Annotated in this window: 5 protein-coding genes; 1 reads left to right on the top strand and 4 read right to left on the bottom strand. The window is 75.2% G+C overall.

Annotation, left to right across the window (positions count from 1 at the left end; genetic code table 11):
• Nucleotides 1–76 precede the first annotated feature (76 nt).
• The 4 genes from AC5K6T_RS25915 to AC5K6T_RS25900 form a co-directional block, all read right to left on the bottom strand.
• The gene (locus tag AC5K6T_RS25915) at nucleotides 77–1,480 is read right to left on the bottom strand and encodes a dipeptidase (RefSeq protein ID WP_493212703.1); all 1,404 of its coding nucleotides are present in this window, start codon (nucleotides 1,478–1,480) and stop codon (nucleotides 77–79) included.
• Between the two features lie 190 nt (nucleotides 1,481–1,670).
• Complete coding sequence (locus tag AC5K6T_RS25910; protein ID WP_493212701.1) at nucleotides 1,671–5,333, bottom strand: ATP-dependent helicase; 3,663 nt, start codon at nucleotides 5,331–5,333, stop codon at nucleotides 1,671–1,673.
• Nucleotides 5,334–5,471: 138 nt separating this feature from the next.
• Nucleotides 5,472–9,113, bottom strand: a complete 3,642-nt coding sequence (locus tag AC5K6T_RS25905; protein ID WP_493212700.1) for an ATP-dependent helicase — start codon at nucleotides 9,111–9,113, stop codon at nucleotides 5,472–5,474.
• A 257-nt stretch (nucleotides 9,114–9,370) separates the two neighbouring features.
• Complete coding sequence (locus tag AC5K6T_RS25900; protein ID WP_493212699.1) at nucleotides 9,371–9,763, bottom strand: MGMT family protein; 393 nt, start codon at nucleotides 9,761–9,763, stop codon at nucleotides 9,371–9,373.
• A gap of 186 nt (nucleotides 9,764–9,949) precedes the next feature.
• Here AC5K6T_RS25900 and AC5K6T_RS25895 point away from each other — a divergent pair, with 186 nt between their 5' ends.
• The gene (locus tag AC5K6T_RS25895) at nucleotides 9,950–12,847 is read left to right on the top strand and encodes a lysylphosphatidylglycerol synthase transmembrane domain-containing protein (protein WP_493212697.1); all 2,898 of its coding nucleotides are present in this window, start codon (nucleotides 9,950–9,952) and stop codon (nucleotides 12,845–12,847) included.

Here is a 12,847-nt window from a genome sequence, read left to right as displayed (position 1 = left end):
GGGCGGCCTGCCGTGTGGACGGCCTGCCCCACCAGTCTGCCGCGCGGGCCGGGGCGCGCGGGGCGGCGCCGGAGGGTCAGGTGCCATGGCGCCAGGTCTCCGCCAGGTCGCCCCACAGATAGGCGGTGGTCTCCACACCCTTGAGGAGGAGATCCAGCTCGACCTTCTCGTTCGGAGCGTGCCAGCCGTCGGACGGCACGGAGATGCCGAGGAACAGCACCGGGGCGCCGAGCACCTCCTGGAGGTCCGCGGCCGGGCCGGAGCCGCCCTCGCGGGTGTAGCGGACGGGTCCCTCGAAGGCGCGGCTCATCGCCCGGGCCACGGACGTGAGGGCCGGGTGGTCCAGCGGCGTCAGGCACGGCCGGGTCGCGGCACCGAAGTCGATCTCACAGCGGATCCCGGCGGGAACCTGCTCCGCGGCCCAGGCGCGCACGGCCTTCTCGATGTGGGCGGGCTCCTGGCCCGCGACCATCCGGAAGGACAGCTTCACCATCGCCGAGGACGGGATGATCGTCTTGCTGCCGGGGCCCTGGTAGCCGCCGCCGATGCCGTTGACCTCGGCGGTCGGGCGGGCCCAGATCCGCTCCAGGGTGGTGTGCCCGGCCTCGCCGTGCGTGGCGCGGGAGTGGGCGGTGCGCAGCCAGCTTCCCTCGTCGAAGGGCAGCTCGGCGAAGAGCGCGCGCTCGCGGTCGGTGAGCTCGACGACACCGTCGTAGAAGCCCGGCACCGCCACGCGCGCGTGTTCGTCGTGCAGCGCGGCCACCAGCCGGGCCGCCGCCGTCGCCGGGTTGGGTACGGCACCGCCGAAGGAGCCGGAGTGGATGTCCTGGTCGGGGCCGTACAGCCGGATCTCGCACTCGGCGAGGCCCCGCATGCCCGTGCACACGGTCGGGGTGTCCTGCGACCACATGCCGGTGTCGGAGACGATCACCGCGTCGGCGGCGAGCCGCGCGGCGCGCTCCTCCACGAGCGCGCGGAAGTGCGGCGAGCCGGACTCCTCCTCGCCCTCGACGAGCAGCTTCAGGTTCACCGCGGGGGCGGTCCGGCCGGTTGCGGCGAGGTGCGCGCGCACGCCCAGGGTGTGGAAGAACACCTGCCCCTTGTCGTCGGCCGCCCCGCGCGCGTACAGACGGCCGTCGCGGACCACGGGCTCGAACGGCTCGCTGTCCCAGCCGTCCTCGCGGGCGGCGGGCTGCACGTCGTGGTGGCCGTAGACGAGGACGGTGGGCGCGCCGGCGTCGCCGGAGGGCCACTCGGCGAACACCGCAGGGGCGCCGCCGGTCTCCCAGACCTCGACGGCAGGGAAGCCCGTCGCGGTCAGTTGCGCCGCGAGCCAGTCGGCGCTGCGCCGTACGTCGGGGGCGTGAGCGGGCTGGGCCGACACCGACGGGATGCGCAGCCACGCGGCGAGATCGTCGAGGAAGAGGGCGCGGTGGTGCCGGATGTACTGGCGGACGGCGCTGTCCGGGGTGTGGCTCATGGTCACGAGCCTATCGGCCCGTACCGGCATCCCCGCTGGGCGGTTCGTCACACACCGGGGTCCGCGGTGCGCGGTTCGTCACACACGCCGCCCTCGCGCCAACCTCCGGGCCCACGGGAGCCTCGTCGTACGGGCCGCCGTCGTAGGAGCGCACAGTCGTACGGGCCCGAAGTCGTACGAGCCTGCCGCCCTAGCGCGTCTCGTCGTACGGCGGCTCCTCGTACGGCGGCTCCTCGTACGGCGGCTCCTCGTACGGTGTCTCGTCGTACGGCGTCTCGTCCTGGGGGGCCTCCTCGCGGCCGGTGGCGAGGAGGCGCTCGACGGCGGCCCGGCCGGGCAGGTCCGGCGGGCGGACCACCTCCCCGCTGCGGACGTGCAGGAACGCCGCCGTCACCGACTCCACCGGCACGCCCTGCTGCTGCGCCCAGCCGAGCCGGTAGACGGCCAGCTGGAGCGGGTCGGCGGTGTGGTCGCGGCCGGTCTTCCAGTCGACGATCTCGTACGTCGCCGTGTCGCCGTCGCCGTCCTTGTAGACGGCGTCGATCCGGCCCCGGATCACCCGGCCGGCCAGGGACAGCTGGAAGGGCGCTTCGACGCGGTAGGGCGTGCGGCGGGCGTACTCGGTGCGCTCGAAGGCGTCCTTGAGCGCCTCCAGGTCCTGCTCGTCGGCGATCTCGGCGTCCGCGCCGGGCAGGTCGTCCGGCTCCAGCATGGGCAGGGTCAGTGCCTCGAAGCGGGCCTCGACCCAGGCGTGGAAGCGGGTGCCGCGGCGGGCGGCACGCTGCGGGGGGCGCGGCATGGGACGGGCCAGTTCCTGGGCGAAGCCGTCCGGGTCGGCGGCCAGGCGCAGCAGCTGGGAGGCGGTGAGGGAGGCCGGGAGCGGCACCTCGGTGACGGACTGGCGGGCGCGCAGGAGTTCCCCGGTGAGGGCGTCGAGATCGCGGTCCCAGGAGGCGACGGTGCGGGCCTCCTCGGGGGTGAGGGGCTCGGCCGGAGGCACGTCACCGGAGCGGGTGACCGTGCCGGGGGCGGCCGCCTGGTGCGGGACCGAGGGCCGCCGGGGCGTCCAGGAGTCCCGGTCGTCGGGTCCGGCCCCGGTGTGCGGCTCACCCGGCCCGACGGAGCCGACGGAACCTACGGAGCCGACGTCGGCAGGATCGGCGGGATCGGCGGGATCGGCAGAATCCACGTGGCGCGAATCGTCGTACGGCGGCTCGTCGTACGGCGGCTCGTCGTACGGCGGCTCGTCGTCCTCCCGGGGCGGGGGCCGGTCCGGGTCCTCGGGGCCGAGGGCGTCGTGGGGCGGTGGGACGGGGCCGGCCGCGGGGCGGGCCGCCGGGCCTGCGAGGAGGGTCTCCAGGTGGGCCAGGACGGTCTCGGCGGCGGCGCGGCGGCGGGCCAGTGCGGTGTCGTCCAGGGGGAGCGGCCAGGCCTGGTCGGCGGTCTCCCGGTGCAGTGCCGGGTTCTCCTCGTCCTCCGCGGGCTGCTCCGCCCAGACCTCGGTCTCCCCGTGTCCGGCGGCGCAGTGGTCGTGCAGCGCCGTCAGGAAGGCGGACGGTCCGCGCGGCTTCTTCTGGGTGGGCCCCCACCAGTGGCCCGAGCCGAGCAGCAGTGACCGGGGTCGGGTGAAGGTCACGTAGCCGAGGCGGAGCTCCTCGGTGTGCTGGTGCTCCTTCATCGCCTCGTGGAAGCCCTTGATGCCGCGGGCGTCCCAGGTCTCGACGTCGGGCAGCGTGTCGGCGTCGCCGCGCAGCCGGTGCGGCAGCACCTTCGGCTGGGCCGTCCACTTCTCGCGTCCCTGACCGCTGGGGAAGGTCCCGGTGACCAGGCCGGGCACGGCGACGACGTCCCACTCCAGCCCCTTGGACCGGTGCGCGGTCAGCACCTTGACCGTGTTCTCGCCGCCGGGCAGGGCGTTGTCGAGTCCCTTCTCGTACTGCGCGGCCGTGCGCAGGAAGCCCAGGAAGGCCAGCAGCGTGGCCTCGCCGTCGGACGCGGCGAAGGAGGCCGCGACGTCGAGGAAGTTCGACAGGGTCTCGCGGCGGCGGGCGGCCAGCGCGTGCGGGGACGCGGACAGCTCGACCTCCAGGCCGGTGACGGCGAGGACGCGGTGCAGCACGTCCATCAGCGGGTCGGCCAGGCCGCGGCGCAGGTCGCGCAGCTCGGCGGCGAGGCGGGCGAAGCGCACCCGGGCGTCCGGGGAGAACGGCAGTCCGTCGTGCCCGCCGTCCCCGGCACCGTTCGCGGGGCCCTCCAGGAACGTGTCGAGGGCGTCCGCCAGCGATATCACCTCCGCCGGGTCGACCCCCTCGACCGCGGCGGCGAGCCTGCGGTCCGGGTCGCTCCCGTCGCCGCCGCGCGCGTGCGCCACGAGAAGCCGGGCCCGGCGTCCGAGGAGGGCGAGGTCGCGCGGGCCGATGCGCCAGCGCGGGCCGGTCAGCAGCCGGACCAGCGAGGCGTTGGCGCCCGGGTCCTGGAGGACCTCGCACACGGCCACCAGGTCGGCGACCTCGGGCAGGTGCAGCAGTCCGGACAGGCCCACCACCTCGACGGGCACGTCGCGGGCGACCAGTGCGCCCTGGATCTCGGCGAAGTCGGTCGCGGTGCGGCACAGGACGGCGATCTCACCGGGCGGGGTACCGGTGCGCACCAGGTGGGCGAGGGAGTCGGCGATCCACTCCAGCTCCTCGGCGTGGGTGGGCAGCAGCGCGCAGCGGACCCGCCCCTCGTGTTCGGCGCCGGGTGCGGGGCGCAGTGCCTCCACTCCCTCGTGCAGGGCGCGCAGCGGCTCCGCGAGGCCGTTGGCGAGGGCGAGGAGGCGGCCGCCGCTGCGGCGGTTCTCGCTGAGCGCCTGGCGGGTGGCGGGGCCGCCGTCGGCGCGCGCGAAGTGCTCGGGGAAGTCGTCGAGGTTGGCCACGGACGCGCCGCGCCAGCCGTAGATCGCCTGGCAGGGGTCGCCGACGGCGGTGACGGGGTGGCCGGTGCCGCCGCCGAAGAGGCCCGCGAGGAGCACGCGCTGGGCGACGGACGTGTCCTGGTACTCGTCGAGGAGCACGACGCGGAACTCGTCGCGCAGCATGCGGCCCACCTCGGGCAGTTCGGCGAGGCGGGCGGCGAGGGCGATCTGGTCGCCGAAGTCGAGCAGGTCCCGTTCGCGTTTGGCGTCCCGGTAGCGCAGCACCAGTTCGGCGAGTTCGCGGCGGGCGGCCGCCGCCTCGGGGATCTTGCGCAGGTCGGCGTTGGAGAGCCTGGCGCCCGCCAGGGAGAGCAGCAGTCCGGCGTCGTGGGCGCGGAGCGTGTCGGGCTCGACGAGGTGCTCGGAGAGCTCCGCGTCCAGGGCGAGGACGTCGGCCACCAGGTCGGCGAAGGAGCGGGTGAGTGCCGGGTAGGGGCCGGGGGCCTGGCGCAGGACGCGGGCGGCGAGCTGGTAGCGGGTGGCGTCGGCGAGGAGGCGGGAGGTGGGCTCCAGCCCGATGCGCAGTCCGTGGTCGGTCAGCAGACGGCCGGCGAAGGCGTGGTAGGTGGAGATCACCGGCTCGCCGGGCGGGTTGTCCGGGTCGATCACGTCGGGGTCGGTCACGCCCGCGCGCACGAGGGCCTTGCGCACCCGCTCGGCGAGCTCGCCGGCGGCCTTGTTGGTGAAGGTCAGGCCGAGGACCTGCTCGGGGGCGACCTGTCCGGTGCCGACCAGCCAGACCACGCGGGCGGCCATCACGGTGGTCTTGCCGGACCCGGCACCGGCCACGATCACCTGCGGCGCGGGCGGTGCGGTGACGCACGCCATCTGCTCCGGGGTGAAGGGGATCCGGAGGAGCTCCTTGAGCTCCTCGGGGTCGGTGAGAGGGGCGGACATGCGACAGAGGCTAGCGGCGGGGTCCGACACCGGTGGTCCGGGTCGCCCGGACTTCGAAAATCCTCGCAGGCCGGCCCGGGTGGTGTGATCGGTCACGGCTGCCGCTCCCCGCCCCGGTGCGCCGGCCCCGCTGCCCGGCTACTCGACGATGTGGCGGCCCTCCGGGCGGGCGCTGCACGACGCGCGGAAGGCGCAGTGGGTGCAGTGCTGGCCGGTCGAGGGGGTGAAGCGCTCGTCGAGGACCTTGCCCGCGGCGGTGGCGAGGAGGTCACCGACCCACTCGCCGTCCGGCGGCGGCTGCGCCTGCACCCTGGGCAGGGTGTCGCCGCCGTCGCGCCGGGCGGCGCCCTGGCGGAGCTGGACGAGTTCGGCGCCGCCGGGTGCGGGCCGGTCCCCGTCGAAGGCGTCGTCGACCGCTCCGGCCCGGACCGCGAGCTGGTAGACGGCGAGCTGGGGGTGCCGTTCGACCTCGCGGGCGGTGGGCGCCTGCTTGCCGGTCTTGAAGTCGACGACGTACGCGCGGCCCAGGCCGTCGGCCTCCACGCGGTCCATCTGGCCGCGGATGCGCACCGTGTACGCGCCGGCCTCCAGGGTGACGTCGAAGTCGTGCTCGCTGGCCACGGGGATGCGGCCGGAGCGGTCCATGACGTGCCAGTTCAGGAAGCGTTCGAGTGCCCCGCGCGCGTGCTCCTTCTCCTGCTGCGACTTCCAGGGGGCGTCGAAGGCGAGCGCGTTCCACACGGAGTCGAGCCGTTCCATGAGGACGTCGAGGTCGGCGGGGGTGTGGCCGGAGGCGACCTCGTCGGCCAGGACGTGGACCACGTTGCCGAAGCCCTGGGCCGTGCTCGCGGGTGCGTCGGCCTTCACCTCGCGGCCGAGGAACCACTGCAGGGCGCAGGTGTTGGCGAGCTGGTCGAGGGCGCTGCCGGACAGCACCACGGGCTGGTCGCGGTCGCGCAGCGGCACCTGGGAGGCGGTCGGCTCGAACATGCCCCACCAGCGGTAGGGGTGCGCGGCCGGGACCAGGGGGCGGCCGTCGTCGTCGGTGAGGGCGGCGAGCCGTGCCAGCCGGCGGGCGGCGGCCTCCCGGAGGGCGTCGGAGACCCGGGGGTCGACGGTGGTGGCGCGCAGCTCGGCGACGAGCGCGGCCACGGACAGGGGGCGGCGCGGGCGGCCGGTGACGTCCTTGGGTTCGACGCCGAGTTCGGTGAGGAACCGGGAGGGCTGGTCCCCGTCGTCGGCGGGGGCCTTCACCGCGGTGACGACGAGCCGCTCCCGGGCGCGCGTGGCGGCGACGTAGAACAGCCGCCGCTCCTCGGCGAGCAGGGCGCCCGGGGTGAGCGGTTCGGCGAGTCCGTCCCGGCCGATGCGGTCGGCCTCCAGCAGGGAGCCGCGGCGGCGCAGGTCGGGCCAGAGTCCCTCCTGGACGCCCGCGACGACGACCAGGCGCCATTCGAGGCCCTTGGCCCGGTGTGCGGTCATCAGGCGGACCGCGTCAGGCCGCAGGGCGCGCCCGGTGAGGGTGTCGGCCGCGATGTCCTCGGCGTCGAGCTGCTCCAGGAAGTTCAGGGCGCCGCGCCCGCCGGTGCGCTCCTCCGCGCGGGCGGCGGTCGCGAACAGGGCGCACACCGCGTCCAGGTCGCGGTCGGCGTTGCGGCCGGCCGCGCCGCCGCGCCTGGCCGTCCGTTCCAGCCGGGACGGCCACGGAGTGCCCTCCCACAGGTCCCACAGTGCCTCCTCGGCCGTGCCGCCGCCGGCCAGGCGCTCGCGGGTCCTGCGCAGCAGGGCGCCGAGGCGCTGGGCGCCGCGTGCGTAGGCCGGGTCGTGCACGGCCAGCCGCTCCGGCTCGGCGAGTGCGCGGGCGAGCAGTTCGTCGGAGGGCGCGGGCAGGGCGTTGCCCGCGGCGCGTTCCTCCTCGCGCAGGGCCCGGCCGAGGCGGCGCAGGTCGGCGGCGTCCATACCGGCGAGCGGAGAGGCCAGGAGGGTGATCGCGGTCTCGGTGTCGAGCCAGCAGGAGTCCCCGCCGTCCGCCTCCGCAGAGCGCGCACCGGCGCCGCCGTCCGGCTCGGCCGAGCGAGGACCGGCTCCGCCGTCCGGCTCCGCAGAGCGCGCACCGACCCCGCCGTCCGGCTCGGCCGAGCGCGCACCGGCGCCGCCGTCCGGCTCGGCCGAGCGAGGACCGGCTCCGCCGTCCGCCGCACGGGTGCGGGGCTCGCCCCGGCCGCCGGTGACCCCGGTCGCGGCGGGCGGGCCGGCGGTGCGGGTGTCCGTCTCGGCGGCGCCCCGGTCGGCGGCCTCGCGGCGGGGTGCCGCGGAGCCCGTCCGTGCCCCCCGGCCGTGCGCGCCCGCCGGGCTCGGCCCGGTCCCCTCACCGCGTGCGGGGGAGGCCGCCGCCGAGGCCACCGCTCGCAGCGCCGTCAGCAGGGGTGCCACGGCGGGTTCGTGCCGCAGGGCGAGGTCGTCGCCGTCGATGTCGAGGGGGACGCCCGCGGCGGTGAGGGCGCGCCGGGCGGCGGGGATGGTGCGGGAGCCGGCCCGCACGAGGACGGCCATCTCGCCCCAGGGCACGCCGTCCTCCAGGTGGGCGCGGCGCAGGATGTCGGCGATGTTGTCCAGCTCGGTGCCCGGGGTCGGGTAGGTGTACGCCTCGACGCGGCCTCCGTCACGGACCGGGACGGGTTCCCGGTGGGCGCGGGCCCGGTCGGCGGGGAGCCGGGTGAGCGGCATGCGCCGGGTGAGCAGGCGCGTCGCGGTGAGGAGTGCGGCGCCGGAGCGGCGTGCGGTGCGCAGCACCTCGACGGGGGCGGGGCGGCCGTCCGTGCGCGGGAAGGTGCGCGGGAAGTCCAGGATGCCGTTCACGTCGGCGCCCCGGAAGGTGTAGATGGACTGGTCGGGGTCGCCGAAGGCGACGAGGGTGCGGCCGCCTCCGGCGAGCGCCTGCAGGAGCCGCACCTGGGCCGGGTCGGTGTCCTGGTACTCGTCGACGTAGACGGCGTCGTACTGGGCGGAGAGCCGCTCGGCAGCCTCGGGGCGGCGGGCGAGGAGTACCGCGCGGTGGACGAGTTCGGCGTAGTCGAGGACGCCCTGGAGGTCGAGGACGTCGAGGTACTCGGCGAGGAAGGCGGCGGCGGCCCGCCAGTCGGGGCGGCCGAGGCGGTGGGCGAAGGCGTCCAGGGAGCCGGGGTCGAGGCCCAGTTCGCGGCTGCGGGCGAGGACGGCGCGGACTTCGTCGGCGAAGCCGCGGGTGGTCAGACAGGCCCGCAGTTCGTCGGGCCAGCGCACCGGGCCCAGGCCGAGGCGCTCCAGGTCGCTCTGGCCGGCGAGCAGCTCGCGCACCGCCACGTCCTGCTCGGGGCCGGAGAGCAGCCGCAGCGGTTCGACGAACAGGTCGCTGTCCTGGTGGGCGCGGACCAGGGCGTAGCAGAAGGAGTGGAAGGTGGTCGCCCGGGGTGCGCGGGCCGCGCCGATGCGGGTCGCCATCCGGTCGCGCAGGGCGACGGCGGCCTTGCGGCTGAAGGTGAGCACCAGGATCCGCCGGGGGTCCGCGCCGCGGTCGACGCGGGCCGCGACGGACTCCACGAGGGTGGTGGTCTTGCCGGTGCCCGGACCGGCGAGGACGAGGAGTGGTCCGCGGTCGTGGTCAACCACCAGGCGCTGTGCGGCGTCAAGCTGAGGGGGATCCGGTCGTACCGGACGGGTACGGACGAGTCGGTAAGCGCCACGGTTCCCCTGCTGCGTCCGGAGGTGCGGCAGGCGCCTGGTGGAGGATGAGGAGCTCACGTGGTTGGCCGGTCCTGGTGGGTGTGCGGGTTGCCGGGCCGCCCCGGGCGAGGGACGGTGGCGGAGAGGTGAGGGTGACGCGTGCTGCCGACGCTACGCCGACGGCGGAGCCGGAAGCTGGGCTTCCGGTTCTTCCCTCCCGCCCCCTGCGCCCCGTGGGTCTCCCGTTCCACGAACGTACGTCATGTCACGGACGTGCCCCGTTTCCCTCGGACGGATCACGCGTTCCCCGTCGGCCCCGCCGATGCCGGAAGCTGTCAGGTGTGACCCTGCGCGTGTCCGCCGCCGTCCCATCGCGCCCGCTTCATGTCCACGCGGGGCAGATGGCCCTCGGCTGCCCTGCCCGCCTCCTTCAGGGGCGTGCCCTCCTCGCGGTAGCGGTCGAGCGCCCGCAGCTCGTGGCCGGGCAGAAGGGTGCCGTCGGAGCGCGTGACACGCCACCAGGGCACGGCGCCGCCGTAGAGCGCCATCACCCGGCCCACCTGGCGGGGCCCGCCCTCCTCCAGCCACTCGGCGATGTCCCCGTACGTCAGGACACGGCCCGGCGGGATCAGTTCCGCGACCTCCAGGACCCGCTCGGCGTACTCGGGCAGCGCGTCGGTGTGCTCCTCGGCCGCACGGGCGTCCGGCGGCAGCCTGTCGTCGCTCATTCGCCCCATCCTGCACCACCCCACCGACAATGTGAGTATCCCGCCACCGTGCGTATCCCTCGCCCGGGGACGGCGCGTCCGGCAGACTGTGCGACCCCGCGTTCGCACCCTGATACCCCCGTGTGTCGGCGTGGCATGCCACCATCGTGCGGGCGGTGACCGTTGATACGAGATCAAGAAGAGACGATGAAGCAGCAGGGTGTGCACCCCGAGGACGCGGAGGGCACCCCTGACGCTGCGGCGCGCCCGGACGACGGACCGGCCGGTGAGGGGCGCGGTCCCCACGACGGCCCGCCGGACCCCGATGATTCCCGTCACAGCGGGCCCGCGCGCGAGGACGGCGGCCCGGCGGCCGCCGGGGCCGACGGACCGCCCGGCGGCACGGGCGGACCGCCGGGCGAGGCCGACGTGCCTCCCGGCGAGGTCGACGGCGACGAACCGCTGCTCCCCGCGCGCGTGCACCGCCCCTCCGACCTCATGCGGCTCCTGGTGGGTGTGCTCGCGATCGCCGTCCTGCTGGCCATCGCCGCGTTCGCCCACGGGACCACCTCGGGCCTGGAACAGGACATCAACAAGGGCACCGGGCAGGCGCCCGACCTGCTGATCAAGATCGCGGGCCTGGCGTCGAGCATCGCGATCCTCCTCGTACCGGTCGCCTTCGCGATCGAGCGGCTGATCAAGCGGGACGGGCTGCGGATCGCCGACGGCGTGCTCGCCGCCGTCCTGGCCCACGGCGTGACCCTCGCCACGGACCTGTGGGTGGCCCGTGCCGCGCCCGGCTCCATCCAGGAGGCGCTCACCCAGCCCTCCCCCGGTGACGTCAACGCGCTGACCGATCCGGTGCACGGCTACCTGGCCCCCGTCATCGCCTACATGACGGCGGTCGGCATGTCCCGCAGACCCCGCTGGCGCGCGGTGCTGTGGATCGTGCTGCTCCTCGACGCGTTCTCGATGCTGGTGACCGGGTACACCACACCGTTCTCGATCATCCTCACGGTCCTGATCGGCTGGAGCGTGGCCTACGGCACCCTCTACGCCGTCGGCTCGCCGAACGTGCGCCCCACCGGTCAGACCCTGATGGCGGGCCTGCGGACGGTCGGCTTCCGACCGGTCAGCGCGGCCCGGGAGGACGCCGCGGACCTGGCGGACGGCACCGACCGGGGCCGGCGCTACTTCGTCACCCTGGAGGACGGCCCTCCGCTCGACGTCACCGTCGTCGACCGCGAGCAGCAGGCCCAGGGCTTCTTCTACCGTGTGTGGCGCAATCTGACCCTGCGCGGCTTCGCCACCCGGCGCAGCATCCAGTCCCTGCGCCAGGCGCTGGAGCAGGAGGCGCTGCTCGCCTACGCCGCCATCGCCGCCGGGGCCAACGCACCCAAGCTCATCGCCACCTCCGAGCTGGGTCCGGACGCCGTGATGCTCGTCTACGAGCACACCGGCGGGCGCACCCTGGACTCACTGGCGGACGAGGAGATCACCGACGAGCTGCTGCGCAGCACCTGGAGTCAGGTCAGGGCGCTGCACTCACGGCGTATCGCGCACCGCAGGCTGTCGGGCGACGCCGTTCTGGTGGATCGTTCCGGCAAGGTGATCGTCACCGACCTGCGCGGCGGTGAGATCGCGGCCGGCGACCTGCTGCTGCGGGTGGACGTCGCCCAGCTGATGACCACGATCGGCCTGCGGGCGGGTGCCGAGCGCGCGGTGGCCTCCGCCGTCGGCGTGCTGGGACCCGGCGCCGTGGCCGACTGCCTGCCGATGCTCCAGCCCATCGCCCTGACCCGCTCCACGCGCGCGACGCTGCGCCGGCTCGCCCGGGAACGCGCCGAACGGGAACGCGAGGCCGTGCTGGACGCCTCCCGGCAGGTCAGGCAGACCCGCCCGGAGGACGCCGCGGACGGTACGACGGGCGCCGTTCCGGCGGATGCCGCCGGCGCGGCGGGCGCCACCGCCCGGACCGACAACGCGGTCAGGTCCGACCGGCCGGGCAAGGCGGAGAAGGCCGTCAAGAAGGCCGTGCGGGCTGAGACGCGGGCCGAGAAGCGGGCCATCGACGAGGCCCTGGAGGAGGCACGCGAGGAGGATCTGCTGACCCAGATCCGGCACGAGGTGCTCCGCATCCAGCCGCAGGCACCGGTGGAGCCGGCCCGTCTGGAGCGGATCAGGCCGCGGACTCTGATCAGCTTCATCGCCGGGGCCATCGGCGCGTACTTCCTGCTGTCGCAGCTCACCCACATCGAGTTCGGCACCCTCTTCGCCAACGCCGAGTGGGGCTGGGTCGCCGCCGCCGTGCTCTTCTCCGCGCTGAGCTACGTCGCGGCCGCGATGAGCCTGCTGGGGTTCGTACCGGAGCGGGTGCCGTTCCCGCGGACGGTCGCCGCGCAGGTCGCCGGCTCCTTCGTGAAGATCGTGGCCCCGGCCGCGGTCGGCGGGGGGGCCCTGAACACGCGCTTCCTGCAGCGCGCCGGCGTCCGGCCCGGACTCGCCGTGGCCAGCGTGGGCGCCTCGCAGCTGTTCGGCCTGGGCTTCCACATCCTGATGCTGCTGTCGTTCGGCTACCTCACCGGCACCGAGAAGACGCCGTCGCTGTCGCCGTCCCGGACCGTCATCGCGGGCCTGCTGACGGTGGCGGTACTGGTGCTGGTGGTCACGTCGGTGCCCTTCCTGCGGAAGTTCGTCGTCACGCGCGTGCGGTCGCTGTTCGCGGGTGTCGTGCCGCGCATGCTGGACGTGCTCCAGCGGCCGCAGAAGCTGGTCACCGGCATCGGCGGCATGCTGCTGCTCACCTTCTGCTTCGTGATGTGCCTCGACGCCTCCATCCGCGCCTTCGGCGACGAGTCGACGTCGATCAGCCTCGCCAGCGTCGCCGTCGTCTTCCTCGCGGGCAACGCGCTCGGGTCCGCCGCGCCCACGCCCGGCGGAGTGGGCGCGGTCGAGGCCACCCTGACGGTCGGCCTGATCGCGGTGGGCCTGCCCAAGGAGGTCGCCGCACCCGCCGTCCTGCTGTTCCGGCTGCTGACGCTGTGGCTGCCGGTGCTGCCGGGGTGGCTGGCGTTCAACCAGCTCACACGCAAGGGCGCCCTCTGA

It is taken from the genome of Streptomyces sp. B8-7 (assembly GCF_058833805.1).
Note: the sequence above shows the minus strand (reverse complement) of the source record. Positions and strands in the feature narration are given on the sequence as shown.